The 26,905-nt window shown below is 52.3% G+C and carries 25 protein-coding genes, 2 tRNA genes, 1 other RNA gene and 1 pseudogene; 15 read left to right on the top strand and 14 right to left on the bottom strand.

Annotated elements, in window-relative coordinates; translation table 11 throughout:
• Positions 1-14: 14 nt before the first annotated feature.
• Entirely contained in the window at positions 15-653 is a 639-nt protein-coding gene (gene ompW, locus OOJ60_RS17250) for an outer membrane protein OmpW (RefSeq protein WP_181823091.1), read from the bottom strand.
• A 234-nt stretch (positions 654-887) separates the two neighbouring features.
• Here ompW and OOJ60_RS17245 point away from each other — a divergent pair.
• The 5 genes and pseudogenes from OOJ60_RS17245 to yciA form a co-directional block, all read left to right on the top strand.
• Positions 888-965 (top strand): annotated as a pseudogene (locus tag OOJ60_RS17245) (YkgJ family cysteine cluster protein); the annotation flags it as partial.
• Between the two features lie 28 nt (positions 966-993).
• Positions 994-1,737 carry a YciC family protein gene (locus OOJ60_RS17240; protein ID WP_042283485.1) on the top strand — a complete coding sequence of 248 codons (744 nt, stop codon included), beginning with the start codon at positions 994-996 and terminating at the stop codon, positions 1,735-1,737.
• A gap of 55 nt (positions 1,738-1,792) precedes the next feature.
• Positions 1,793-2,332: a septation protein A gene (locus OOJ60_RS17235; RefSeq protein WP_042283489.1), complete on the top strand. Its 540-nt coding sequence runs from the start codon at positions 1,793-1,795 to the stop codon at positions 2,330-2,332.
• A 200-nt stretch (positions 2,333-2,532) separates the two neighbouring features.
• A complete protein-coding gene (locus OOJ60_RS17230) occupies positions 2,533-4,719 on the top strand; it encodes a TonB-dependent siderophore receptor (RefSeq protein ID WP_205612091.1) in 2,187 nt (728 codons plus the stop codon).
• Between the two features lie 100 nt (positions 4,720-4,819).
• Positions 4,820-5,221: an acyl-CoA thioester hydrolase YciA gene (yciA, locus tag OOJ60_RS17225; protein ID WP_042283498.1), complete on the top strand. Its 402-nt coding sequence runs from the start codon at positions 4,820-4,822 to the stop codon at positions 5,219-5,221.
• A gap of 70 nt (positions 5,222-5,291) precedes the next feature.
• Here yciA and tonB read toward each other — a convergent pair whose 3' ends face one another.
• Entirely contained in the window at positions 5,292-6,020 is a 729-nt protein-coding gene (tonB, locus tag OOJ60_RS17220; protein ID WP_205612156.1) for a TonB system transport protein TonB, read from the bottom strand.
• 251 nt (positions 6,021-6,271) lie between these two features.
• Between tonB and OOJ60_RS17215 the strand changes: the two genes are divergently transcribed.
• Complete coding sequence (locus OOJ60_RS17215) at positions 6,272-6,568, top strand: YciI family protein (protein WP_042283503.1); 297 nt, start codon at positions 6,272-6,274, stop codon at positions 6,566-6,568.
• 40 nt (positions 6,569-6,608) lie between these two features.
• Here the strand turns inward: OOJ60_RS17215 and OOJ60_RS17210 are convergent, their stop codons facing one another.
• Positions 6,609-6,782, bottom strand: coding sequence for a YciY family protein (locus OOJ60_RS17210; protein WP_131729057.1), 174 nt, complete (start codon positions 6,780-6,782; stop codon positions 6,609-6,611).
• A gap of 141 nt (positions 6,783-6,923) precedes the next feature.
• Here OOJ60_RS17210 and cls point away from each other — a divergent pair, with 141 nt between their 5' ends.
• Both cls and OOJ60_RS17200 read left to right on the top strand, forming a co-directional pair.
• Positions 6,924-8,384: a cardiolipin synthase gene (gene cls / locus OOJ60_RS17205; protein ID WP_042283506.1), complete on the top strand. Its 1,461-nt coding sequence runs from the start codon at positions 6,924-6,926 to the stop codon at positions 8,382-8,384.
• A gap of 34 nt (positions 8,385-8,418) precedes the next feature.
• Positions 8,419-8,748 carry an HI1450 family dsDNA-mimic protein gene (locus OOJ60_RS17200; RefSeq protein ID WP_042283511.1) on the top strand — a complete coding sequence of 110 codons (330 nt, stop codon included), beginning with the start codon at positions 8,419-8,421 and terminating at the stop codon, positions 8,746-8,748.
• Positions 8,749-8,793: 45 nt separating this feature from the next.
• On the opposite strand, the gene OOJ60_RS17195 is transcribed toward OOJ60_RS17200, so the two are convergent.
• The 7 genes from OOJ60_RS17195 to OOJ60_RS17165 form a co-directional block, all read right to left on the bottom strand.
• Positions 8,794-9,630, bottom strand: a complete 837-nt coding sequence (locus OOJ60_RS17195; RefSeq protein WP_205612092.1) for an ion transporter — start codon at positions 9,628-9,630, stop codon at positions 8,794-8,796.
• A 49-nt stretch (positions 9,631-9,679) separates the two neighbouring features.
• Positions 9,680-10,684 carry a murein tripeptide/oligopeptide ABC transporter ATP-binding protein OppF gene (oppF, locus tag OOJ60_RS17190; protein WP_042283516.1) on the bottom strand — a complete coding sequence of 335 codons (1,005 nt, stop codon included), beginning with the start codon at positions 10,682-10,684 and terminating at the stop codon, positions 9,680-9,682.
• Positions 10,681-11,694: an ABC transporter ATP-binding protein gene (locus OOJ60_RS17185; RefSeq protein ID WP_060571307.1), complete on the bottom strand. Its 1,014-nt coding sequence runs from the start codon at positions 11,692-11,694 to the stop codon at positions 10,681-10,683. The genes oppF and OOJ60_RS17185 overlap by 4 nt, the downstream gene beginning before the upstream one ends.
• Positions 11,695-11,705: 11 nt before the next feature.
• Entirely contained in the window at positions 11,706-12,614 is a 909-nt protein-coding gene (gene oppC / locus OOJ60_RS17180) for an oligopeptide ABC transporter permease OppC (protein ID WP_060571308.1), read from the bottom strand.
• A 14-nt stretch (positions 12,615-12,628) separates the two neighbouring features.
• Positions 12,629-13,549 carry an oligopeptide ABC transporter permease OppB gene (oppB, locus tag OOJ60_RS17175; protein WP_042283529.1) on the bottom strand — a complete coding sequence of 307 codons (921 nt, stop codon included), beginning with the start codon at positions 13,547-13,549 and terminating at the stop codon, positions 12,629-12,631.
• A 119-nt stretch (positions 13,550-13,668) separates the two neighbouring features.
• Entirely contained in the window at positions 13,669-15,297 is a 1,629-nt protein-coding gene (oppA, locus tag OOJ60_RS17170; RefSeq protein WP_200033375.1) for an oligopeptide ABC transporter substrate-binding protein OppA, read from the bottom strand.
• Positions 15,298-16,047: 750 nt separating this feature from the next.
• On the bottom strand, positions 16,048-16,695 hold the full coding sequence (locus tag OOJ60_RS17165) for a YchE family NAAT transporter (protein ID WP_042283539.1): 648 nt from the start codon (positions 16,693-16,695) through the stop codon (positions 16,048-16,050).
• Between the two features lie 476 nt (positions 16,696-17,171).
• Between OOJ60_RS17165 and adhE the strand changes: the two genes are divergently transcribed.
• On the top strand, positions 17,172-19,847 hold the full coding sequence (adhE, locus tag OOJ60_RS17160) for a bifunctional acetaldehyde-CoA/alcohol dehydrogenase (protein WP_042283542.1): 2,676 nt from the start codon (positions 17,172-17,174) through the stop codon (positions 19,845-19,847).
• A 129-nt stretch (positions 19,848-19,976) separates the two neighbouring features.
• On the opposite strand, the gene tdk is transcribed toward adhE, so the two are convergent.
• On the bottom strand, positions 19,977-20,594 hold the full coding sequence (gene tdk, locus OOJ60_RS17155) for a thymidine kinase (RefSeq protein ID WP_205612093.1): 618 nt from the start codon (positions 20,592-20,594) through the stop codon (positions 19,977-19,979).
• Between the two features lie 598 nt (positions 20,595-21,192).
• Here tdk and hns point away from each other — a divergent pair.
• Entirely contained in the window at positions 21,193-21,606 is a 414-nt protein-coding gene (gene hns / locus OOJ60_RS17150; RefSeq protein WP_012906011.1) for a histone-like nucleoid-structuring protein H-NS, read from the top strand.
• Positions 21,607-21,742: 136 nt separating this feature from the next.
• Here hns and galU read toward each other — a convergent pair whose 3' ends face one another.
• The 3 genes from galU to rssA form a co-directional block, all read right to left on the bottom strand.
• Complete coding sequence (gene galU, locus OOJ60_RS17145; protein WP_042283556.1) at positions 21,743-22,651, bottom strand: UTP--glucose-1-phosphate uridylyltransferase GalU; 909 nt, start codon at positions 22,649-22,651, stop codon at positions 21,743-21,745.
• Between the two features lie 201 nt (positions 22,652-22,852).
• The gene (rssB, locus tag OOJ60_RS17140) at positions 22,853-23,866 is read right to left on the bottom strand and encodes a two-component system response regulator RssB (protein ID WP_042283560.1); all 1,014 of its coding nucleotides are present in this window, start codon (positions 23,864-23,866) and stop codon (positions 22,853-22,855) included.
• 92 nt (positions 23,867-23,958) lie between these two features.
• Positions 23,959-24,867: a patatin-like phospholipase RssA gene (rssA, locus tag OOJ60_RS17135; RefSeq protein WP_042283565.1), complete on the bottom strand. Its 909-nt coding sequence runs from the start codon at positions 24,865-24,867 to the stop codon at positions 23,959-23,961.
• 111 nt (positions 24,868-24,978) lie between these two features.
• On the opposite strand from rssA, the gene OOJ60_RS17130 reads away from it, so the two are divergent.
• The 5 genes from OOJ60_RS17130 to OOJ60_RS17110 all read left to right on the top strand — a co-directional run bounded on the left by OOJ60_RS17130 (position 24,979) and on the right by OOJ60_RS17110 (position 26,863).
• Positions 24,979-25,437 carry a YchJ family protein gene (locus OOJ60_RS17130; RefSeq protein WP_060571310.1) on the top strand — a complete coding sequence of 153 codons (459 nt, stop codon included), beginning with the start codon at positions 24,979-24,981 and terminating at the stop codon, positions 25,435-25,437.
• 51 nt (positions 25,438-25,488) lie between these two features.
• Positions 25,489-26,331 (top strand): formyltetrahydrofolate deformylase, encoded by an 843-nt coding sequence (gene purU / locus OOJ60_RS17125; RefSeq protein WP_042283572.1) that lies wholly within the window; start codon positions 25,489-25,491, stop codon positions 26,329-26,331.
• A 157-nt stretch (positions 26,332-26,488) separates the two neighbouring features.
• Positions 26,489-26,573: transfer RNA gene (locus tag OOJ60_RS17120), tRNA-Tyr, on the top strand.
• A gap of 35 nt (positions 26,574-26,608) precedes the next feature.
• Positions 26,609-26,693, top strand: a tRNA-Tyr gene (locus tag OOJ60_RS17115).
• 45 nt (positions 26,694-26,738) lie between these two features.
• Positions 26,739-26,863: non-coding RNA, RtT sRNA (locus OOJ60_RS17110), on the top strand.
• Positions 26,864-26,905: the final 42 nt, after the last annotated feature.

Here is a 26,905-nt window from a genome sequence, read left to right as displayed (position 1 = left end):
TCTTTTTTATGGCATCAGAAACGATAACCGGCGGAGAACATAAATACCCACGGGTCGAGACGAATGTCATCATGCTGTTTGACACCGGCGAGCTTATAGTCTGCGGTAGTATCGATGTCCATATACCAGACGGACATGTTAATTAGCCAGTCACGGTTGATGAGATAATCCATCCCAACCTGCCCCGCCGCGCCCCAGGAATCTTTCAGGCTAAGATCGGAAACCCCGGTATTTTTCCCATTTTCATTGACGTCATTATCAAAGAAGGTTGTGTAGTTTACGCCTACCCCGACATAAGGACGCAGCTTGCTGCTGGAATCGCCAAAATACCATTGCGCCATCAGTGTTGGCGGTAGGTGGTGCACGGTCGCGATATCGCCGGTTGCTTTGGTTCCGACTTTATGGCGGAACGGCGTCGCGCCAAGCAGTTCAATACCAATGTTGTCGGTCGCCATATAGGTAAAGGTCAGGCCGAGTTGGGTATCGTTACTGACATTAAAACCGCCCAGATGGCCTAATGTACCGTCTGCGCCTTCTGTCGGGCGAACCGTCGCCGAGCCTGCCCGAATAAAAAACTCGCCAGCTTCATGCGCATAGACGCCGCCAGAGAGAAGTGTACTTACTGCCAACGCCGCCACTGTTAACTTTTTCATATCCGCTCCATCGTTATGGTTATAACTGCGTGACGAATATACCTACATTGGAGTAATAAGTGATCTAACCTGGATCACATTACGTCGTGTAATTTAACATTTATTGATCCAGATTAATTTAGAAGTAGCATTCAAAATCCTGGTTATTGTCATTCAGATCAAATTTGAAATATTTTCATAAAGTGAATATCTTTTGAGCAATCGTCAAAGCCAGCGCCTGTTTATTGCTTCCTGCTTTACAAAGATATGCTTTTCCATACAACCGTTGATGCTGCCACTGCGCCTTTATCCAGGGTACAATTGCCCGCTTAATAACACCTGCAAAACTCAAGGAGAGTGCATGTCTATCACGGCGAAGTCCGTATACCGTGACACCGGGAATTTTTTCCGTAATCAATTTTTAACCATCCTGCTGATCTCGCTGCTGTGCGCGTTTATCACGGTGGTATTAGGGCATGCCTTCTCACCCAGCGATGCGCAAATCGCGCAGTTGAGTGAAGGGGATCATCTGGCCGGGAGCGCTGGCTTGTTCGAGCTGGTGCAAAATATGACGCCAGAGCAGCAGCAGATCCTCCTGCGTGCGTCGGCGGCGTCCACGTTCTCCGGCCTTATCGGTAATGCCGTCCTCGCCGGTGGCGTGTTGTTAATGATCCAGCTCATTTCCGCAGGCCACCGCGTGAGCGCGCTGCGTGCTATTGGCGCCAGCGCGCCGGTGCTGCCAAAACTGTTCATTCTTATTTTGCTGACCACGCTGCTGGTGCAACTGGGGATTATGCTGATTGTGGTGCCCGGCATTCTGCTGGCCATCGTATTGGCTCTGGCCCCGGTGATGCTGGTGCAGGATAAGATGGGCATATTTGAGGCCATGCGTAACAGCATGCGTCTGGCGTGGGCGAACATGCGACTGGTGGCTCCGGCCGTCATCGGTTGGCTGTTGGCAAAAACGCTGCTGTTGCTGTTCGCATCGAGCTTTGCCGCCTTTGACCCGAACGTTGGCGCGGTGATCGCAAATACGTTGAGCAATTTGATCTCTGCCGTATTGCTCATCTACCTGTTCCGTTTGTATATGTTGATTCGCCAATAACCCCTTACGCGTCGCAGGCCTTTTCGCCCGACGCTTTTGATTACGGAAATGAACAATGAAGCAGTTTCTCGATTTTTTACCGCTGGTGGTCTTCTTTGTTTTTTACAAAGTCTATGACATCTATGCCGCCACCTCCGCGCTGATTGTGGCAACGGCCATCGTGCTTATCTACAGTTGGGTTCGCTACCGCAAGGTAGAGAAAATGGCGCTGATTACTTTTGTTCTGGTCGCCGTGTTTGGTGGGCTGACGATCTTCTTCCATAACGATGAGTTTATTAAGTGGAAAGTCACGGTCATTTATGGCCTGTTTGCCAGCGCGTTGCTTATCAGCCAGTGGGTAATGAAAAAACCGCTGATTCAGCGCATGTTGGGTAAAGAACTGACGCTGCCGCAAGCAGTGTGGTCGAAGCTCAACCTCGCGTGGGCGGTGTTCTTTATTCTGTGCGGCCTCGCGAATATTTATATCGCGTTCTGGCTACCGCAAAATATCTGGGTGAACTTTAAAGTGTTTGGCCTGACCGCGCTGACGCTGATTTTTACCCTGCTCAGCGGCGTCTATATTTATCGACATATGCCGCAGGAAGACAAATCCTGAACCGCTTTTGATGCCAGGCCTGAAAGCCTGGCTTTTTTTCTCCCCTCCCGGTATCACCTGTTCTGCACTTTTCCTTTGTTATCGATCCATAAATTGGGTGAATCATGAAGATATTGTGGAGATTGCCTTCCCGATATTGTAATGAGAATGCTTATCATTGATATTCCGTATCGCATTTTTAACAATAGGGATGTCCGTTGATGATTTCGATAATAAAAAGCTCTCCGCGCCCTCTGGCGCTCTTGATTGCCGCAGCATTGAGTGGAAATGCGTTCGCTGCAGACGACGCGATGAATGACGGTGAAACCATGGTCGTTCAGGCCACCGCCGAAGAAGCCCTTAAGCAGCAGCCAGGGGTGTCTGTCATTACCGCCAAAGACATTGAAAAACACCCTCCCGTTAACGATCTCTCCGATATTATTCGCACTATGCCGGGGGTTAACCTGACGGGTAACAGCGCCAGCGGTAGCCGGGGCAATAACCGTCAGATAGACATTCGCGGTATGGGTCCGGAAAACACCCTTATTTTGATTGACGGCGTACCGGTAACGTCCAGAAACTCGGTACGCTATAGCTGGCGCGGCGAGCGGGACACCCGGGGTGATACCAACTGGGTGCCTGCGGAAATGGTTGAGCGCATTGAGGTTCTGCGCGGCCCGGCGGCGGCACGCTACGGCTCTGGCGCCGCTGGCGGCGTGGTGAATATCATCACCAAACAGCCAACAAACGACTGGCACGGCTCGCTTTCTCTCTATACCAACCAGCCCGAAAACAATAAAGAAGGCGCGACCAAGCGCGCAAACTTCAACCTGAGTGGGCCGCTCATTGACGATGTACTGACGATGCGCCTGTACGGAAACATTAACAAAACCGACGCCGACGCCGCGGACATCAATACCCAACAAAACGGCTCCTATGCCGCCGGACGTGAAGGGGTACGCAACAAAGATATTAATGCCCTGCTCTCCTGGAAACTGACGCCGCAGCAGATTGTCGATTTTGACTACAGCTACAGCCGCCAGGGGAATATTTACGCAGGCGACACCCAGTACAGTAACAGCAACGTCAGCCCTAATGGTCTGGTCAACACGCTATACGGTGAAGAAACTAACCGGATGTACCGTCAGTCATGGGGCTTAACCCATAACGGGATCTGGGACTGGGGACAGTCAAAATTCGGCGTCTATTATGAAAAAACCAATAATACGCGGATGCAGGAAGGCTCGACCGGGAAAGTGGAGGGAATGATCAATAATACCGATTACTCCACCAGCCGCCTGGAGTCGTATCGTTCTTCTGGCGAACTGAACATTCCGGTCTTCTGGCTGGTCGATCAAACCCTGACCCTTGGGGCCGAATGGAGCCGCGATGAACTAAACGATCCGGCATCGATGCAGGCGACCAGCGCATCCGGCGTGCAGATTGGCAATGTCTCCGGCGACGCTTCTGACCGTAGCACGAAAAACAGCGCCACCCTGACCGGTATTTATCTTGAAGATAACATCCAGGCGCGCCCAGGAACGGACATCATCCCGGGGATCCGCTTTGACTATCACAACGACTTCGGCAGTAACTGGAGCCCCAGCCTGAACATGTCCCAGGAGCTTGGCGACATGTTTAAGCTAAAAGCCGGGATTGCGCGGGTCTTCAAAGCGCCAAACCTGTATCAGTCCAGCGAAGGCTATCTGCTGTCCACACGCGGCAACGGCTGCCCGAATAATATCGCCACGGGCAGTTGCTACCTGCTGGGCAACCCGGACCTGGATCCGGAAATCAGTATCAATAAAGAGATCGGTCTTGAATTTAACTATGACGGCTGGGATGCGGGCATAACCTGGTTCCGTAACGACTACAAAAATAAGATTGTTTCGGGAACGGACATCATCGGCTACGCCTCTAACGGCAACAACATTCTGCAGTGGGAAAACGGCGGCAAAGCAATAGTCGAAGGTCTGGAAGGTAACGTGGTGATCCCGCTGCTGCCGGACACCCTGAGCTGGCGCACCAATGCGACCTACATGATCAAATCGGAAAATAAGGACACCGGTAACCCACTGTCGGTTATTCCTAAGTACACGATCAATACCATGCTGGACTGGCAGGTTAACGATAAATTCTCGACAAACCTCCAGTGGACGCAGTATGGCCGTCAGAAACCGCGTGAGTACGCCGAAACGCGTAACGAGACCGGCGCAATGTCGGATAAACAAATCGGCGCCTACGCGATTGTCGGCATTGGCGCGAATTATCAGATGACAAAGAATCTGCGACTTAATGCGGGCATCAGTAACCTGTTCGATAAGCAGATTTATCGTGAAAACGACGGCGCGTCGACCTACAACGAACCAGGCCGGGCATATTACGCTGGCGTCACCATGTCATTTTAATCTCTCCAACGCCCGCCTCGCGGGCGTTTCCCCTCTGTTATCCATGCGAAAATCATAGTAGCATCGCGGCTGGAATTTTTTCTCTCTACTCGGTTTTACCATGACAACAACAACTAACGTCCCTCAGGGCGAACTGGTTTTACGCACACTGGCCATGCCCGCTGACACAAACGCCAATGGCGATATTTTTGGCGGCTGGCTGATGTCACAAATGGATATTGGCGGCGCGATTCAGGCGAAAGAGATTGCTCATGGCCGCGTGGTAACCGTCCGCGTGGAAGGAATGAGCTTTCTGCGCCCGGTAGCCGTGGGCGATGTCGTGTGCTGTTACGCGCGCTGCGTGAAGCGCGGAACCACCTCGGTGAGTATTAATATTGAAGTCTGGGTGAAGAAAGTGGCGTCAGAGCCCATTGGCCAGCGCTACAAAGCAACCGAAGCGCTGTTTATCTATGTTGCGGTTGATCCGGACGGAAAGCCGCGCCCGCTGCCGGTGCAGGACTGATATCGGAAACCTGCCTCAACAGTGCCGGAGGACGGTGTACTGTCCTCCGGCTGCGGATTTATACGATTCATTACTCGATCTGTGTGGTGCCGTTCAGACGGAAGACAATATTGACCACCAGCCCAGAACCGGGTTTACCCGCTTCGTAGCGCCATCTGCGCATCGCATTCTTCACTTCACGCTCGAACATATTGGCAGGTTGGGCAGAAAGAATTTGCACATTGTCCACCCGGCCGTCTGCAGTCACATCAAATTTCACCTTCACCCGCCCTTCAATACGTAACGCCTGCGCGCGCGCCGGATACTGCGGCTGATTACGGCGCAGGGCGCGCGGTCCTGACGGCACGGCGACAGCAGGTTTGCTGGTTGCCGCCGCGCTACGGGTCGTCGGACGCGCAGACGCGTTAGTGTCAAACGGTGATGCCGGACGCGGCTCCGCGGGCTTAACGTCCCGTTTCGGCTGCTCCTCGACCTTTTTCACCGGCTTCGGTTTGGGTTTCGGCTTTGGCTTGGGTTTCGGTTTTTCGATCACCACCGGCGCTTCTTTTGGCGGTTCGGGGGTAATTTCAGGTTCCGGCTCGGGTTCAGGCTCAACGACCGGTTGCGGCGGCGGCTGAACCGCCTGAGGCGGTTCCAGGTCTGCCGGAGAGACCATCGTTACGGAGATAGGCTGCGCAGGCGCGGGCAGTTCAATAACCTGATGTACCGAGGTATATAAGAGTCCCGCAACCAGCGCGCCATGAATGGCAACAGAGAGCAGCGTCGGCCAGGGGAAGCGACGAGGTAAATCAAGGGTCATTGAAGTCATAATCGTTTCAGTTGAAAAACCAGACCTCAATTTTAAATGCAAATAGCAATCATATTCAATAAGGCATCACGGTCGGCGGCATTTAAAAACCAAATTCTGGCGAAAAAAATCCTTGCTAACGCTGTGGCCTTAACAAAGCTGACATCTTTGCGTTGCAGTCAGGTGACCTTTCCAATAACGTATTTACACACTCGATCTGCCTGTTTGCGTCCCATGACGTTTCTGATTAAGGAGCCTTATACGTGCTTTATGTTATCTATGCTCAGGATCACGCCGATTCGCTGGAAAAACGCCTTTCCGTCCGCCCTGCTCATCTGGCGCGTCTGCAGTTGCTTCGCGATGAAGGTCGTTTGTTGACCGCAGGTCCAATGCCCGCGGTCGACAGCAACGATCCGGGTGCGGCGGGTTTTACCGGCTCAACGGTCATTGCAGAATTTGATTCACTGGAAGACGCGCAAAAGTGGGCGGAAGCCGATCCGTATGTGGCCGCCGGGGTGTATGCCCAGGTGTCGGTTAAGCCCTATAAGAAAACGTTTTAAACCGCAGTTCTTTGGGCACCGCAGGCGGTGCCCGTGTTGCTCAGACGCTGTGGATCGCAAACAGCAGCGCGTTACGCTGATGGTTGAGGATACACTTTCTGATTGAGTGGATCCGCATATTGCGACGTGACTGCCCTTCAAGCCAACGCGCTTTTCGGCGACTGGCCTGACGCAGCATACGCCAGCGTCCCACTTCCGTTCTACTCCGCTTCATGTGCCTTACTCTTACAGTGCAAGAGTCTGCATTATACGCCTCGTCGCCAGGCAGGCTAGCGCTTTTCCCGCGTTTTTATTTGCCAGATTAATCCTGACGCGTAAACTCTTAACAATGCGCTTTCAAAAGGATTTTTAAACTATGACAACCTTCTACACGGTGGTGAGTTGGCTGGTCATTCTGGGCTACTGGGTGCTCATTGCCGGTGTAACATTACGTATATTAATGAAACGACGCGCGGTGCCTTCCGCCATGGCCTGGCTGCTGATCATTTATATACTGCCGCTGGTCGGGATCATCGCTTATCTTTCCGTTGGAGAACTTCACTTAGGCAAACGTCGTGCTGAACGCGCGCGGGCAATGTGGCCTTCCACGGCCAAATGGTTAAACGATCTCAAATCCTGCAAACACATTTTCGCCGAAGAAAACAGCAGCGTGGCGTCCTCGCTGTTTAAACTTTGCGAACGTCGCCAGGGCATTGCCGGCGTCAAGGGCAACCAGCTCCAGTTGCTGACCGACACCGACGATGTGATGCAGGCGCTGATCCGGGACATCCAGCTGGCGCGGCATAACATCGAGATGGTGTTTTATATCTGGCAGCCGGGCGGCATGGCCGATCAGGTTGCGGAGTCGCTGATGGCGGCCGCGCGCCGCGGCATTCACTGCCGTCTGATGCTCGACTCCGCTGGCAGCGTGGCGTTCTTCCGCAGCCCATGGGCGGCGATGATGCGTAACGCCGGGATAGAAGTGGTTGAAGCGCTCAAGGTGAACCTGCTTCGTGTCTTCCTGCGGCGCATGGACCTGCGTCAGCACCGTAAAATGGTGATGATTGACAACTACATTGCCTATACCGGCAGCATGAATATGGTGGATCCGCGCTACTTCAAACAAGACGCCGGCGTCGGCCAGTGGGTAGACTTAATGGCGCGCATGGAAGGTCCGGTTGCGACTGCGATGGGCATCGTCTACTCCTGCGACTGGGAGATCGAAACCGGCAAGCGCATTTTGCCCCCGCCGCCGGACGTCAATATTATGCCTTTCGAGCAGGCCAGCGGTCACACGATCCACACCATTGCATCCGGCCCCGGCTTCCCGGAGGATTTGATTCATCAGGCGCTGCTGACCGCCGCGTATTCCGCGCGTGAATATTTGATCATGACGACGCCCTACTTCGTGCCCAGCGACGATTTGCTGCACGCCATCTGTACCGCCGCCCAGCGCGGCGTGGACGTCAGCATAATTCTTCCCCGCAAGAACGATTCCCTGCTGGTTGGCTGGGCCAGCCGTGCGTTCTTTAGCGAACTGCTGGCGGCAGGCGTCAAAATCTATCAGTTCGAAGGCGGCCTGTTACATACCAAAAGCGTCCTGGTGGACGGTGAGCTGAGTCTTGTCGGTACGGTCAATCTGGATATGCGCAGCCTGTGGCTGAATTTCGAAATCACGCTGGTGATCGATGATGCCGGATTCGGCGGCGATCTCGCCGCGGTGCAGGACGACTATATCTCCCGCTCGCGGTTGCTGGATGCCCGTTTGTGGGTAAAACGCCCACTCTGGCAGCGGATTGCCGAGCGACTGTTTTACTTCTTCAGTCCATTGCTGTAAAACGTGCCCAATAGTGGGTAAACAGGTAGTCATTATGGATATGGATCTGAACAATCGCCTGACTGAAGATGAAACGCTTGAGCAGGCTTACGATATTTTTCTCGAACTGGCGGCCGATAACCTCGACCCGGCAGACATTATTCTGTTCAATTTACAGTTCGAAGAACGCGGTGGAGCGGAATTGTTTGATCCGTCTGAAGACTGGCAGGAACACGTCGATTACGACCTGAATCCTGATTTCTTTGCCGAGGTAGTGATTGGGCTTGCCGACAGTGAAGACGGCGAGATTAACGATATTTTTGCCCGCGTTCTCCTGTGTCGCGAAAAAGACCATAAGCTCTGCCATATTCTCTGGCGCGAATAACCCTCCGTCATGCCGGAAAGTCGCCCGCTTTCCGGCGTTCTTCCCTTACCCCGGTAATTTACTGCCACAGTGGTTGCAATACCGCGCGCTGTTTTCGTGCTTGCTTTGCTGGCAGTGCGGACACTTGCGCGGCTGATTATCCTTTTGAAACGCGGTACCCATATGGGTAGTAATTAAGCCGGTTGGGATAGCAATCACCGAATAGCCAATCAGGATCAACAGCGAGGCAACAATCCGCCCAAGCGGCGTATGTGGCGTGATATCGCCATATCCGACGGTGGTGACCGTCACTATCGCCCAGTAGACAGAAGCGTTCAGCGTAGTAAAACCGTATTTCGGCCCCTCGATGAGATACATCAGCGTGCCGAAAATAATCATGACGATGGCGATAAAAGAATAAAACAGAATCAACTGATGCCGCGCGCTGACAATTGCCTGCCAGAATACGCGCAAAGAAGGCATAAAGCGCAGCAGCTTTAAGATACGCAATACGCGGATCGCCCGCATGGCGCGCCAGGCAAAGACATAATTCAGGCTGATCTCCGGCCATAGCCACATAACGTAGAGCGGCAGTATGGTGGCTAAATCAATTATTCCCCAAAAACTGAACACATATTTTGCCGGGTTCGGCCAACTGATCAGACGCAGCAAATATTCGACGGTGAAAATGAGCGTGACGAACAGTTCCAGCCAGACAAAAAGATGCCATTCGTCATAGGTCAGGTGATACTGGGTTCCCAGTCCCGATTCGACAAAAATAATGACCACGCTGATCAGCGCAAACAGCGCGCACAGACCTTCAAAGCGCCGCCCCGAGCGGGTATTCAGATCAAATAAGGTGTGGTAAAGACGACGCCGAATCGACGATAAAGAAAGTGACACGGTAACCTCACAATAAAAAACAGGGCTGACGTGATATCAGCCCTGGCAATTATAACGGGTCTACTTTCAGGCAGGAAACAGCATGTCGGAAACTGCCTTCCAGCACCGGGCGTGTTTTTGCGCACTCCGGCCCGGCGATCGGGCAACGGGTGCGAAATACACAGCCGGAAGGCGGGTTAATTGGCGAAGGCAATTCCCCTTCCAGCAGTTGGATGGTCTTGTTTTTTTCCCGATCGGGATCGGGGATTGGCACGGCAGACATCAACGCTTTAGTATAGGGGTGCAGCGGGTTGTGATACACCTCATCGTAGGTCCCCAGCTCTACCGCATGCCCCAGATACATCACCAGTACGCGGTCGGAGATATGCTTCACCACCGCCAGGTCATGGGCGATAAATATCAGCGACAACCCCATTTCACGCTGCAATTGTTGCAGCAGATTCACCACCTGCGCCTGAATGGAGACGTCGAGTGCCGAAACCGGCTCGTCGCAGATAATGAGCTTCGGCTCCAGGATCAGCGCACGCGCAATACCGATACGCTGGCACTGACCGCCGGAAAACTCGTGCGGGTAACGGTTGATGAGATTTGGCAACAACCCCACTTTCATCATCATCGCCTTGACCCGTTCGCGTACGTCCTGCCGCGGTAGCGCCGGATGATAGGTGCGCAGCGGTTCAGCGATAATTTCTCCGATGGTCATGCGTGGGTTCAGCGACGCCAGTGGATCCTGAAAAATCATCTGGATATCGCTGCGCACGTTGCGCCACTCTTCCGCTTTCATACCCAGCAGATCTTTTCCCAGCCAGGCCACTTTTCCGTCGGTCGCTTTCACGAGACCAATAATCGCCCTTGCGAAGGTCGATTTTCCACAGCCTGACTCCCCCACGACGCCCAGCGTTTCGCCTTCGTACAGCCGCAGCGTCACGCCATCCACCGCCTTCAGCGTTTTTGACGGCTGCCAGAACCACTGCTTGCCGTCTTTAATCGCGAAATGAACCTTCAGATCGGCAATTTCGAGGAGGACTTTACGTTTTTCATCTACAGCATTCATACCAGTTCCTCCACCGGTTTAAAGCAGGCGCGCAGGCGACCCGGGCTGAACTCGTCGAGCGGCGGCGCGCTGCTGCATATCTCCATCGCGTAGGGACAGCGCGGCTGAAACGGGCAGCCTTTCGGCAAACGCAACAGGTTTGGCGGGTTGCCGGGAATCGTTAACATCTCTTCGCCTTCGCCATCCAGACGCGGCACCGCGTTAAGCAAGCCGATGGAATAGGGGTGAACGGGACGGTAAAAGACGTCGCGCGCTGCGCCGTACTCCATAGTGCGCCCCGCATACATCACCAGCACTTTGTCGCAAATACCCGCCACAACGCCAAGATCGTGGGTAATCATAATGATTGCCGTATTGAACTCCCGCTTCAGATCATTGAGCAGGGTCATGATTTGCGCCTGCACGGTCACGTCCAGCGCGGTGGTCGGTTCATCGGCAATCAGCAGTTTTGGTCGACACAGCAACGCCATCGCGATCATGACGCGCTGGCGCATGCCGCCGGAAAACTCATGGGGAAACATTCTCATGCGCTTGCGGGCTTCCGGCATTTTGACGGCATCCAGCATTCGCACCGACTCTTCAAATGCCTCAGCTTTGCGCATTCCTTTATGCAGCATCAGCACTTCCATTAGCTGCTCCCCAACGCGCATATAAGGGTTCAGCGAGGTCATTGGGTCCTGGAAGATCATCGAAATTTGCTCGGCGCGCAGTCTGTTCAGTTCCCGTTCGGGTAGATTAAGGATCTCACTGCCATTGAACTTTGCCGATCCGCCAATCCGGCCATTGGGGGCCAGCAGTCCCATCAGCGCAAACGCGGTCTGCGATTTGCCTGAGCCGGACTCGCCGACAATTCCTAAGGTTTCCCCGGCACGCAGGGTAAAGTTCAGATCGTTTACGGCAGTGACGTCACCGTCCGGCGTACTGAAGGTCACGCGGAGATCCTGTACGTCCAGCAGTGCGTTAGCCCGTTGCTCCGCGAGCGGCGCGGTTGCTGTTTCAATTACGCTCATGGCTGCGCTCCTTAACGGTCTTTCGGGTCGAGGGCATCACGCAAGCCATCGCCAATAAAGTTAAAACAAAACAACGTCACCACCAGGAATCCTGCCGGAAACAGCAGCAACCACGGCGAAACTTCCATTGAGTTCGCGCCGTCGCTTAATAACGCGCCCCAACTGCTCAGCGGCTCCTGGGTTCCCAATCCCAGGAAACTGAGGAAAGATTCAAACAGGATCATGCTTGGCACCAGCAACGACGCGTAGACCACCACCACCCCAAGCACGTTGGGCACAATGTGGCGGATAACGATATTCGTCGTGGAAACGCCGCCCACCTGAGCGGCCTCGATAAACTCTTTACGCTTCAGGCTCAGCGTCTGACCGCGCACGATACGCGCCATGTCCAGCCAGGAGACCATGCCGATAGCCACAAAAATCAGCAGGATATTTTGTCCAAAGAAGGTGACCAGCAGGATCACGAAGAACATAAACGGGAAGGAGTTGAGGATTTCCAGCAGGCGCATCATCACCGAATCCACTTTGCCGCCGAGATAGCCGGAAAGCGAGCCGTATAGCGTCCCCACAATCACCGCCACCAGCGCAGCGGCGATCCCCACCATCAGAGAAATACGTCCGCCAATCGCCACGCGCACTAGCAGGTCGCGACCGGACGAGTCAGTGCCGAAATAGTGTCCGGACTCAACGTCCGGCGCGCTCGACATCATTCCCCAGTCGGTATCAAAATAGGTGAACGATGACAGCATTGGCGCCAGCGTGACGAACAAGGCAATAATGACCAGAACAACCAGACTGGCAACCGCCGCACGGTTATGCATAAAGCGTCGGCGGGCATCCTGCCACAGGCTGCGCCCTTCGACCTCCAGCTTTTCACTGAAATTCTCCAGCGCCTCGCTGTTTTTCTTACTTAACATCATCGCGAGCTCCAGTCTCAGTAACGGATTTTCGGGTCGATCACGGCATACAGCACATCGACAATCGCATTGAATACGATGGTTAACGTCCCTACCAGAATCGTCAGGCTTAGCACCAGCGAATAGTCACGGTTCAGCGCGCCATTCACAAAAAGCTGGCCGATGCCAGGCAGGCCATAGATAGTTTCAATGACCATTGAGCCGGTGATGATGCCGACAAAGGCCGGTCCCATGTATGAAAGCACCGGTAACAGCGCCGGTTTCAGCGCATGGCGAAAAATGATGCGTCGCATCGGCAGCCCTTTCGCCCGTGCGGTGCGAATGAAGTTGGAGTGTAAAACTTCAATCATCGAACCGCGGGTAATACGGGCGATGCTGGCGATATAGGCCAGCGATAAGGCGACCATTGGCAGGATCATAAATTTCAGCGCCCCGCCATTCCAGCCGCCGCCCGGCAGCCAGTGCAGCGTGATGGCAAATATCATCACCAGAAGCGGCGCGACCACAAAGCTCGGGATGACGACGCCGGTCATTGCCACCCCCATCACCATGTAATCCCAGCGCGTATTTTGCTTAAGCGCCGCGATAACGCCCGCGCTAACGCCGAGGATCACCGCTAACAGGAAAGCCGCCGCGCCCAGTTTCGCCGAAACCGGGAAACTCGACGCCACCAGATCGTTAACGGTGTAATCTTTGTATTTAAATGAAGGACCAAAATCCCCATGCGCCAGTTGTTTCAGATAGCTGAAATATTGGGTCATGATGGGGTCGTTGAGATGATATTTCGCTTCGATATTCGCCAGCACCTCTGCCGGCAATGCGCGCTCGCCGGTGAAAGGACTCCCCGGCGCCAGACGCATCATAAAGAACGAAATGGTAATAAGAATAAATAGCGTCGGAATCGCTTCCAGACAGCGGCGTAAGATAAATTTCAACATTGCCCGTACCTTCTGGCGTGTGCCTTTATACCTCGCCATGCTGAACGTGTGCAGCGAGGTAGTAATAGTCGACGATAAAAGACACAGTGGGGCACGCTATTCTGCCCCACCCTTTGCCATTAATGCTTGATAATATACAAGTCTTTAACGTGAATATTATCCATCGGGTCTTTACCGGTGTAACCCCCTACCCACGGTTTAACCAGGCGAGCGTTGACATAATAGAACACCGGCACTATTGCAGAGTCTTTGTCCAACTGCTGCTCGGCTTGAGCATAGAGTTCAGCACGCTGCGCGTCATCTTGTGCATTCAGCGTATCGGCAATGATCTTGTCAAAGGCCGGGCTCTTATAATGCGTGGTGTTGTTCGAACTGTCAGACAGCACCATATTCAGGAAAGAGGTCGGCTCGTTGTAATCCGCACACCAGGCGGCGCGGGAAACGTCATAATTCCCCTGATGACGCGTATCCAGGAAGGTTTTCCACTCCTGGTTTTCCAGTTTCACGTTGACGCCTAAATTTTTCTTCCAGATAGACGCGGCGGCAATGGCCAGTTTCTTATGGAGATCGGAGGTGTTGTACAGCAAGTTAAAGGTCAGCGGTTTATCGGCGGTATAACCGGCTTCAGCCAGCAGTTTTTTCGCTTCTTCGTTACGTTTTTCCTGCGTCCAGCCAAACCATTCCGGCTCCACCAGTTTCGCCCCGTCGGTATACGGCGGCGTAAAGCTGTAGGCTGGCAAGTCCCCCTGGTTTTTCACTTTGTTGACGATGATATCGCGATCCAGCGCCAGCTTGAGCGCGGTACGCACGCGCACATCCGTAAACGGTGCTTTCTGGTTATTGATTTCGTAATAGTAGGTGCACAAATACGGGTCAACGTGTACTTCGTTCGGGATCTCTTTCTTCAGCTTCTGAAACAGTTCAATCGGCATGTTGTTGTAGGTCATGTCGATTTCACCGCTACGGTAGCGGTTAACATCAGTAACTTCTGAGGAGATCGGCAGGTAGGTGACCTGATTAATAACGGTTTTGGCGTTATCCCAGTATTGGGGGTTACGCTCAAGGACGATACGCTCGTTAACCACCCAGTCCTTCAGTTTGTAAGCGCCGTTACTGACTATATTCGCTGGCTGCGTCCACTTATCACCGAATTTTTCAACCACCGCCTTCGGTACCGGAGAAACGGACGAGTGCACCAGCAGCTTATAGAAATATGGCACCGGCTCGCTCAGCGTCACTTCAAAAGTATGATCGTCGAGGGCTTTAACGCCCAGATCGGTCACCGGTTTTTTACCGGCGACGATATCGTCAATATTCACGATATGTCCGTACTGCAGATAACTGGCATAAGGCGAAGCGGTGTTGGGATCGGCCAGACGCTGCCAGCTATAAACGAAATCCTGAGCGGTCACTGGGGAGCCGTCGGACCATTTTGCATCTTTACGCAGATGGAACGTCCAGACTTTAAAGTCTTTATTGTCCCACTTTTCCGCCACGCCGGGAGAGGGTTTGCCCTCTACGTCGCTTATTATCAACCCTTCGAACAGGTCGCGGCTGATGTTGGATTCCGGTACCCCTTCGATTTTATGCGGATCGAGAGACTGAACTTCCGAGCCATTATTGCGCACCAGCGTTTGCTTTTCCGCCAGCTGCACGCCTGCGGGGACGACCGCAGCCATTGCCGCATTACCGGCGAGGAGCGCAGAGAGAACCCCTGCGGCCACTAAACTTTTTTTCGTGTTGGTCATTGTGTTTGTACTCCCTCATTATAATTACTGGTTTTATTACCAGCCTGTTAATCCCGCTAAGGATCCCTGATCAGCCCCGGAGACTTTCTGCTGTCAGGTGCTTTACTGCCTGCTATCACCGACTTTATTTATTCTGGCGATTCGAACGACCGCCTTACGTCGATTCTTTTTGCGCGCTTCCCCTGTCAGAAACGCGCGCCGTATTCGGGCAAAAAGCGTGTTGATATTAATTCTCATCAACGCACATTCTGCTGAGAAATAGAGTGTCGGAAAGTAACAAATGCGTTTCTCGTCCGCCAATACAATTTACAGATTTGTTAAGCAATTCTCTTTTGTAGAAAAAAAACCGCCCCAACAGAACGTATCAAAACCGCGAATTAACGCATAACTTACTGTTAAATAACATGTAATCTATAATTAACTGATTTTGACATCCTGCGCTTTCACCCATGAACTCAAATGCACAAAAAATTAACAATTGTTTATTATTTAGCACATTCATCTGAGAGGTCATTGAAATAACTAATAACATTTCAATAATCCTTCATCAAGTCCCGGATTGTGATGTGAAAAAATTTACACCTTGTGCACCAGCCTTTTGTAGAGAATCTCTGCTAAATCAATGCAATAAATAAATGGTATCTATACCGCAGACGAACGACTGCAGTACAAGCGCAACGGAAAGTGAAAATAATGACGGGAGAAAAACGGAGCCATTAATGCTCCGCCTATTCTTTCATTTGAAAGGTATTAACTTAACAGACCGGGGAATATCGCCTTAATACCGGTAACGATAAATTCGATGCCCAACGCCATGAGCAGCAGACCCATAATACGCGTAATCACGTTAATTCCGGTTTGCCCGAGGACGCGCACCAGCCACGGCGCCATGCGAAACAATCCCCAGCAGCAAAGCGCGAAGAGCGCAATGGCAATAAAGAAGCCAAACAAATACATCAGGCTATGGTAGCGGGTTCCCCAGACGATAGTGGAACTGATTGCCCCCGGCCCCGCCATCAAGGGCAGCGCCAGCGGCACTACGCCCACGCTTTCCCGAATCGCCGTTTCTGATTTTTCCTGTTTGTTCTGTTTGTCTTCCCCCAGCTTACCGCTGATCATCGACATGGCGATGGTCACGACCAGAATGCCGCCAGCAATACGGAATGAGTCGATAGAAATGCCAAAGACCTGGAGAATGCCATCGCCAAGGAACAAAGAGGTCCACAAAATGATGGCAACGGACAGGTTCGCCGTCAGGTTGGTCTTATTACGTGCCGCCGCCGTCTGGTAGCTGGTCATGCTGATAAAAACGGGGATAATCCCGACTGGGTTCACTAACGCAAATAACCCTATGAAAAATTTAAAATAAACAGGAAAATCAAACAGCGTTTGAGTCACGGTTAGCTCCGCAGCGTTAGCCGTATAAAGTTAATCAAAGAGTAAAGGGTAAAAACCGTGCTGAAGATACGCCTTTTCACAGCACTTTTCACCTGCTTCACGCAAAATTGCTCCCTTTCCTGAGTGTTATTAATATGTATTAATTATGCTAACTTAAAGACCATTCACCTATACAATTAATCAACACTTAACGTTTAGCGCTAAAATGCCCTGCTGAAAGGTGTCAGCTTTGCGAAATTTTGATCTGGATCACGTAATCGCTACTCAGAAGTGAGTAACCTTGCTTACGCCACCTGGAAGTAACGCGTTAGAGTTAGATGACGCTGACGTATAAGCTCTTTTAGTAAATCAGAGCGAACTGGACGTTAAGTAACCATTTGATTTTTCGGTTGTTATACAAACTTATGCCCTCTGTCTATACTCACGTATCGCGCAGATGATTTACTAAAAAAGTTTAACATTATCAGGAGAGCATTATGGCTGTTACTAATGTCGCTGAACTTAACGCACTCGTCGAGCGCGTCAAAAAAGCCCAGCGTGAATATGCCAGTTTCACTCAAGAACAGGTCGACAAAATCTTCCGCGCCGCCGCTCTGGCAGCCGCAGATGCCCGTATCCCCCTCGCCAAAATGGCCGTAGCCGAATCCGGCATGGGTATCGTTGAAGATAAAGTGATCAAAAACCACTTTGCTTCCGAATACATCTACAATGCCTATAAAGATGAAAAGACCTGCGGTGTGCTGTCTGAAGACGACACTTTCGGGACGATTACCATCGCTGAACCGATCGGTATCATCTGCGGTATCGTACCGACCACTAACCCAACCTCCACAGCTATCTTCAAATCGCTGATCAGCCTGAAGACCCGTAACGCCATCATCTTCTCTCCGCACCCGCGTGCCAAAGACGCCACCAACAAAGCGGCGGATATCGTTCTTCAGGCGGCCATCGCTGCCGGTGCGCCAAAAGATCTGATCGGCTGGATCGACCAGCCTTCGGTTGAGCTGTCCAACGCCCTGATGCACCACCCGGACATCAACCTGATCCTCGCGACCGGCGGTCCGGGTATGGTGAAAGCGGCCTACAGCTCCGGTAAACCGGCCATCGGCGTGGGCGCGGGTAACACGCCTGTTGTTATCGACGAAACCGCCGACATCAAACGTGCCGTTGCGTCCGTGCTGATGTCCAAAACCTTTGATAACGGCGTTATCTGTGCGTCTGAGCAGTCTGTCGTTGTTGTTGATTCTGTTTATGATGCGGTTCGCGAACGCTTCGCCAGCCACGGCGGCTACCTGCTGCAGGGCAAAGAGCTGAAAGCCGTTCAGGACGTTATCCTGAAAAATGGCGCGCTGAACGCCGCTATCGTGGGTCAGCCAGCGTATAAAATCGCTGAACTGGCAGGCTTCTCCGTACCGGCAACCACCAAAATCCTGATTGGCGAAGTCAAAGTGGTTGACGAAAGCGAGCCGTTCGCACACGAAAAACTGTCCCCGACCCTGGCAATGTACCGCGCGAAAGATTTCGAAGATGCGGTGGACAAAGCCGAGAAGCTGGTGGCAATGGGCGGTATCGGTCATACCTCCTGCCTGTACACCGACCAGGACAACCAGCCGGAACGCGTCGCTTACTTCGGTCAGATGATGAAAACCGCCCGTATCCTGATCAACACCCCGGCTTCTCAGGGCGGTATCGGCGACCTGTACAACTTTAAACTCGCACCGTCCCTGACGCTGGGTTGTGGTTCATGGGGTGGTAACTCCATCTCTGAAAACGTTGGTCCAAAACACCTGATCAACAAGAAAACCGTTGCTAAGCGAGCTGAAAACATGTTGTGGCACAAACTTCCGAAATCTATCTACTTCCGCCGTGGCTCCCTGCCGATCGCGCTGGATGAAGTGATTACCGATGGCCACAAACGTGCGCTCATCGTGACCGACCGCTTCCTGTTCAACAACGGCTATGCAGACCAGATCACTTCTGTGCTGAAAGCGGCTGGCGTTGAAACCGAAGTGTTCTTTGAAGTGGAAGCTGACCCAACCCTGAGCGTTGTACGTAAAGGCGCTGAACTGGCCAACTCCTTCAAACCAGACGTGATCATCGCGCTGGGCGGCGGCTCCCCGATGGATGCGGCGAAAATCATGTGGGTGATGTACGAACATCCGGAAACCCACTTCGAAGAACTGGCGCTGCGCTTTATGGATATCCGTAAACGTATCTATAAGTTCCCGAAAATGGGTGTGAAAGCGAAAATGATCGCTGTCACCACCACGTCCGGTACCGGTTCAGAAGTGACGCCGTTTGCGGTGGTAACCGACGACGCGACCGGTCAGAAATATCCGCTGGCAGACTACGCGCTGACGCCGGATATGGCGATTGTCGACGCTAACCTGGTGATGGATATGCCGAAGTCACTGTGTGCGTTCGGTGGTCTGGATGCGGTGACTCACGCCCTGGAAGCCTACGTTTCCGTGCTGGCGTCTGAGTTCTCTGACGGTCAGGCGCTGCAGGCGCTGAAACTGCTGAAAGAAAACCTGCCGGCGTCTTACAACGAAGGTTCGAAAAACCCGGTTGCCCGTGAACGCGTACACAGCGCCGCGACCATTGCCGGTATCGCGTTTGCTAACGCCTTCCTCGGCGTGTGCCACTCCATGGCGCACAAACTGGGCTCCCAGTTCCACATTCCACACGGTCTGGCGAACGCCCTGTTGATCAGCAACGTTATCCGTTATAACGCCAACGACAACCCGACCAAGCAGACGGCATTCAGCCAGTACGACCGTCCGCAGGCGCGTCGTCGTTATGCTGAAATCGCTGACCATCTGGGTCTGAGCGCACCGGGCGACCGTACAGCGGCGAAGATCGAGAAACTGTTGGCCTGGCTGGAAAGCCTAAAAGCTGAACTGGGTATTCCGAAGTCTATCCGCGAAGCCGGCGTTCAGGAAGCAGACTTCCTGGCTCACGTTGACAAGCTGTCTGAAGATGCCTTCGACGACCAGTGCACCGGCGCTAACCCGCGTTACCCGCTGATCTCCGAGCTGAAACAGATCCTGCTGGATACCTACTACGGTCGTGAGTTCAGCGAAGGCGTAACCGCAAAAGCTGAAGCCGTTGTGGCTCCAAAAGCTGACAAAAAAGCGAAGAAATCCGCCTAATTGCGGTTCTGCGAAAGCATACTAAAAGCGGCCTCTGATGAGGCCGCTTTTTTATGGCTGCTCCACTACTGCACACGCTATGCTCACAAGAATGCCGTCAGGGCTCCTCAGTCACCCTCTGCGGGTAGCTTAACGGTGGCAGTGACGTTCCTGTATCGCCGTCAGAGAGCCTTCTTCCAGCGCCTCTTTATAATGTTTACGGCAAACGGAGACATAGCGCTCATTGCCGCCAATCACCACCTGCTCCCCTTCATTATACGGTCTGCCTGCCTGGTCAAGGCGTAATACCCTACTCGCCTTACGACCACAGAAGCAGATCGTTTTTAATTCAACCAGCTTATCTGACCATGCAAGCAGATACTGACTGCCCGTAAACAGTTCACCGCGAAAATCGGTGCGCAAGCCGTAACACAGCACCGGAATGTCGAGTTGGTCAACAACTTCCGATAATTCATAAACCTGCTGGCGAGTTAAAAACTGACATTCATCAACCAGCACACAGTGTATCGGCTCGCGCGCATTATCAGCGGCAATCTCTGCATACAAAGATGACTGTTGATTAAACAATTTGGCAGGAGATGACAACCCTATACGCGAACTGACTTTTCCTGCGCCAAAACGGTCGTCTATTTCCGCGGTATATACGACGGTGCGCATCCCACGTTCCTGATAATTGTAGGAAGATTGCAGTAAGGCAGTCGACTTACCTGCATTCATTGCTGAATAGTAGAAATATAGCTGCGCCATCGGCCACAGACCCTCACCAGAGTGAATAAAGACGGGGCCGAGTGTACCATAATTTCCCGTTGTTCAGCGTCGGATAGCACGTTAACGGGTGGCGGAATGCACACTTCCGCCTTCCGCTCGTTCACGTTGCGACGGCGACCGTAAGGAAAATACGAATTAACAATTGAACAAACATCAGGCGACAAATCCCATTGTTGCGATATTGCAGACGCGATATACATCAATAGCGCTTATCAACGCCAGCTAAATGGAAACCCTGTACTTATTGTTACTGTTCTACATAACTCTTGCAAAGTAATAGCGTATAGCCCCGTGGGAAACTAATACAAAAGGTTGAAATCACTGAAATGCGTAACTATTTCGCCACATAAAATGTGAGCTGAATCCGTCCGCCGTCGGGTAAAAAAGGAGTAACCGCTCTGCCAATAAGCTCTTTTTTGTGCGTTCCTTCAAGAAAATTTTAAGTTCGGATATTAATTGGGGGCAAAAAATAAAGCGCAATTTTGAATTCCTTACATTCCTGGCTATTGCACATCTGAATTTAACGCTCTATTATTAGCTCAACAAACCACCCCAATATAAGTTTGAGATTACTAAAATGAGCGAAGCACTTAAAATTCTGAACAACATCCGTACTCTTCGTGCGCAGGCAAGAGAATGCACCCTGGAAACGCTGGAAGAAATGCTGGAAAAATTAGAAGTTGTTGTTAACGAGCGTCGTGAAGAAGAAAGCGCGGCAGCGGCTGAAGTTGAAGAACGCACTCGTAAACTGCAGCAATACCGCGAAATGCTGATTGCTGATGGCATTGACCCGAATGAACTGCTGAATAGCATGGCTGCGGTTAAATCCGGCACTAAAGCTAAACGTGCAGCACGTCCGGCTAAATATAGCTACGTTGACGAAAACGGCGAAACCAAAACCTGGACTGGCCAGGGCCGTACTCCGGCAGTGATCAAAAAAGCAATGGAAGAGCAAGGTAAACAGCTGGAAGACTTCCTGATCAAGGAATAATCGGTATTTACTTGCCTGAAATCCCGCGTCTCGCGGGATTTTTTTTGCCTGTAATTTCCCAAAATCCCCAGACGCGGCGCATAAAAAACGGCGCTGGAGTGCCGCGCCGCTTAATCACGTTAATTATAACGTCCGGTTACCGCTTAATACCCACTTCGTCTTCAAGCCAGGCCTTAAATTCGCTACCCAGAGAATTATGGCGGATACCATATTCCACAAACGCCTGCATGTAGCCTAATTTATTGCCACAGTCATGGCTCTTGCCTTTCATATGGTAAGCTTCAACGGTTTCTTTTTCGATCAGCATGTCGATTGCATCGGTCAGCTGAATCTCGTCACCGGCTCCCGGAGGCGTTTTCGCGAGCAGTGGCCAGATATCTGCGCTCAGGACATAACGGCCCACAATCGCCAGATTAGACGGCGCGACGTCCGCTTTCGGCTTCTCTACCACGCCAACCATCGGAACGCTCTCGCCCGGGGTTAATTCAACGCCTTTGCAGTCTACGACACCATAAGCGGTTACGTCATCGACCGGTTCCACCATAATCTGGCTATTACCGGTTTCGTCAAAACGGCGAATCATTTCGGCCAGGTTATCCTGAGAAAGATCGGATTCGTACTCATCCAGAATAACGTCCGGCAGAATAACCGCGACAGGCTCGTTACCCACGACGGGATGCGCGCACAATACGGCATGGCCTAACCCTTTTGCCAGCCCCTGACGTACCTGCATAATCGTGACGTGCGGTGGGCAAATAGACTGTACCTCTTCGAGCAGCTGACGCTTAACACGTTTTTCCAGCATCGCTTCCAGTTCAAAACTGGTATCAAAATGGTTTTCGATCGAATTTTTCGAAGAGTGAGTCACCAGCACAATTTCAGTGATGCCCGCAGCAATACATTCGTTAACGACATACTGAATTAATGGCTTATCAACCAGCGGCAACATCTCTTTCGGGATCGCTTTTGTCGCCGGTAACATCCTGGTTCCTAATCCCGCTACCGGGATAACGGCTTTTTTGACTTTCGAGTTAATGGCAGCCATTTAAATTCTCCTGGACTGTTCATGTATTGAACGTGTTCATCAATCTGTACCGCATCGAGTATATCAGCACTGACAGAAGCCTCAGGTCCGAAAAGGATGCGCATGCGTATAATTAAGACAAATACGTATAAAACTGGCGCCGATAGTAACATCGGCAGAGAAAGGCAGGGTAAAGCAATTTGCTTGCGCCTGCCCGATTGTTCATTCCGCAGACAACATAAGACGCAACCTGCCGCCTGCTCCCCAAATTTGACATTGCCACGACTCGCAGCGCTGGCTAATTTGGTTGAGATAAGTATTTCCTAACGTCCCAAGCGGAACGCCATTACTGATTTGTACATTATGTGAGCCGGTATTTAATGTTGCATTCAACCCGGCAGAAACCAGTATCAGATTTTTAATCCCGCTATGGTAATACCCCACCAGCAGCGGAAATTGACCGGGTAAATTGGCCTGGCGGAGCAGATGGTTCACCTGTTTTAGCACTGCGCCCAATTCAGGCAGGCGTTGATTCTGATGCCCGAGCTGCTCCTGCAACAGACCATTAAATAACGCCCGCAGGAGTAATGCCGCCAGTACGCCATTATCCCCTGCGCGTGTTACGTCCAGACAATAAAAAGCCAAATCGTTGTCCGACAGCGGCGCGATATCCAGAACCAGCCCCGGTTTATCCGCTGAGACTAACTGCCGGTAATTCACGCGGCAGCGAGAAATAACCTGCTGCACCGGCGGCTGCAGCTCCTGCAGTAATTTTCTGGCGGCAGTCGGATCGCCAACCATAGCATCCCAGTCGCGGAACAGCCTTTCTTCTTCTTCCACCCGCGAATTGAACATATTGGGATAAAGACAGGCGAAGACGGTTTCGCGAAGACGATTGAGATCCTTTACCGGCTTTAGCAATACGTCATCGACCCCCAACCGTAGCGCCTTAGCAATATCGGCCATATTTTCCGTCGCGGAGATAACCAGTATCGGCGTCTGGTCCCCACGGTTACGTAATTGCTCGACAAGTTTGAGTCCGTTCATTCTCGGCATCGCAAGATCGCATATCATGAGATCGGGCGTGAATTCATCAAAACGCTCCAGTGCCTCAACCCCATCACTCGCCAGTGCCGTTGTCGCTCCCAATGAGGAAAACCACGAATCCAGAAGCGAGCGAAATACCGGCTCATCCTCAACGATAAGAATCTGTTTCCCGACCAATGGCTGCGTCATGTTCTCTCCCCTGACTGGCTTTGATCAATAGTGGCATGGTATTGCCACACCTGCCTGTCAGAATTTGCTTAAGTGTAGATAAAAAAGATGCGTCAAACTTCAGCACGCACCAGAGGTAATAGTTCGTCCATCTTTTTTTCCACCGCAAGCCGCCCTGCTTCAATGGCGGCATGGGCACGATGAAAATCCAGTGTGGATATTTGTGGACAGAACGGTTGTATTAATATGTCAGGCGGATCGCCCGCCATGCGGTTACGCTTAAGACGATTTTCCAGAATCTGGATAGACGTCGTCATGATTTCCATCGCGGTTGGCGCGGACACTACACGTCGTGCCGTCATACTGCCCAAACGTTCTTTTAAGCGCGCACGCCAGGACAGGCCTTCAACGTCAGTCTCAGCGCCGTCGCCGTTGACATTCGGTGAGAGGAGATCTTGTTGCATCAGGTGCGCATCGTGCTGCAGATCAACGGCAATCACGATATCGGCGCCCATGGCGCGGGTCAGTGAAACAGGAACGGGATTTACCACACCGCCGTCCACCAGCCAGTACCCCTTATGTGCGACAGGAGACATCAGACCAGGAATACTGCAGGAGGCCCGTACCGCAAGATGCAGATCGCCTTCGGTAAACCACAGTTCGCGACCGGTACTGAGGTTAGTGGCGACTGTGGCGAAACGCCGCGAGCACTGTTCGATAGTCTCCACAGGCATGATATTACGATAGTGATTGAACACGCGCTCGCCGCGCAGCAGTCCTCCCCGTCGCCACGAGAGATCCATCAGGCGAAGGACATCCCAGTAGCTGAACGAGCAAACCCACTTTTCCAGCGCAGGTAATTTATCACTGGCATACGCCGCGCCGACTAACGAACCGATGGAACAGCCGGCGACGATGTCAATATCAATGCCCATGTGCCTGAGCGCTTTGATGACACCAATATGTGACCAGCCCCGCGCCGCACCAGACCCCAGCGCCAGACCTATTTTCATCTTTCTCATGTGACCTACAAACTTCCCCTGGCTTTCGAGCGTAGCAACATCTCCATCGCTCAGTTAACATAGCGCCACCTGGACTTTTTATCCGCTGTTTTTTTATCAGGGAGACTATTCGTGTCACAGCTTTGTCCCTGCGGTAGCGCTGTCGAGTATAGCCTATGTTGCCACCAATATGTGTCTGGCGAGCAAGTTGCGCCCGATCCGTCACATCTCATGCGTTCTCGCTACTGCGCTTTTGTGATGAAAGACGCAGATTATTTAATCAAAACCTGGCATCCGGACTGCAATGCCGCGGCGTTCCGCGATGAGATAAGCGCCGGGTTCGCCAGTACCGAATGGCTCGGCTTAACCGTGTTTGAACAGAGCGGCGCCGAAAGCGATGAACTCGGCTACGTCAGCTTTGTCGCCCGTTTTCGTGAAAACGGCAAAGCGGGCGTCATCCTTGAACGTTCTCGTTTTTTAAAAGAAAACGGTCGGTGGTACTATATAGACGGCACACGCCCACAAATTGGACGAAATGACGCCTGCCCCTGCGGATCAGGTAAAAAATTCAAAAAATGCTGCGGTCAGTAACGCCCGACAGCATTCCTTATGCAAACATTCTCAACAGGATTACCGCTGCAAATGCATTCATTACAACGCAAAGTGCTTCGTACTATTTGCCCGGATCAAAAGGGCCTTATCGCGCGTATTACTAATATTTGCTACAAGCACGAACTGAACATTGTGCAGAACAATGAGTTCGTAGACCACCGCACCGGACGTTTTTTTATGCGTACCGAACTGGAAGGCATTTTTAACGACGCCACGCTGTTGGCCGATCTCGACAGCGCATTGCCTGAAGGCTCCATTCGCGAGTTGAATCCCGCAGGACGTCGTCGTGTGGTGATTCTGGTCACGAAAGAAGCGCATTGTCTGGGCGATCTGCTAATGAAAGCCAATTATGGCGGACTGGATGTTGAAATTGCCGCTGTGATAGGCAACCACGAGACCCTGCGTTCTTTAGTGGAGCGTTTTGAGATTCCTTTCGAGCTGGTCAGCCATGAGGGCCTGACTCGTGAAGAGCATGATAAGCAGATGGCGGACGCCATTGACGCGCACCAGCCGGACTACGTCGTGCTGGCAAAATACATGCGGGTACTGACGCCAGCGTTCGTCGCGCGTTTCCCGAACAAGATCATCAATATTCATCACTCGTTCCTGCCTGCCTTTATCGGCGCGCGTCCGTACCACCAGGCCTACGAGCGCGGCGTAAAAATCATTGGCGCGACAGCGCACTATGTCAACGACAATCTGGATGAAGGCCCTATTATCATGCAGGACGTAATCCACGTGGATCATACCTATACCGCGGAGGATATGATGCGCGCGGGTCGTGACGTAGAGAAGAACGTGCTGAGCCGCGCGTTATATCAGGTGCTGGCCCAGCGCGTCTTTGTGTACGGTAACCGAACGATCATTCTTTAATCGGCAGCGAAATGAATTGGTTACCTTTGCGTCTTTACGGGCAAAAATCAGGCAACCAGTTCATTTTTGTCACCGGAATGCTTTACAGTGGCGCGTCATTTGATATGATGCGCCCCGCTTCCCAAAAGGAAGCAGGCCAGTAAACGCTTTACCCCGTGGTGGGGTTCCCGAGCGGCCAAAGGGAGCAGACTGTAAATCTGCCGTCACAGACTTCGAAGGTTCGAATCCTTCCCCCACCACCATTTCCGAGCTGTACCTCAAACGATGAATTACCCCTGGTGGGGTTCCCGAGCGGCCAAAGGGAGCAGACTGTAAATCTGCCGTCACAGACTTCGAAGGTTCGAATCCTTCCCCCACCACCATCACTTCCAAATATCCCAATACTACCCTAAAGCACAATGCCTTATGTTCTTCCATTGCGGGGAAGGATGAGAAGCGTCGACTAAGGTTCGATTCGAGCGTAGCGAGAAAGCGTTGCCGCAGGCAACGACCCGAAGGGCGAGGCGCAGCCGCCATCCGACGCTTTCACTGAAAACAAAAAACCCTGCCGGAGCAGGGTTCAGTACGAGAAATT

This window comes from Citrobacter sp. R4 (assembly GCF_026719175.1).
GTDB lineage: Bacteria > Pseudomonadota > Gammaproteobacteria > Enterobacterales > Enterobacteriaceae > Citrobacter_A > Citrobacter_A sedlakii.
Note: the sequence above shows the minus strand (reverse complement) of the source record. Positions and strands in the feature narration are given on the sequence as shown.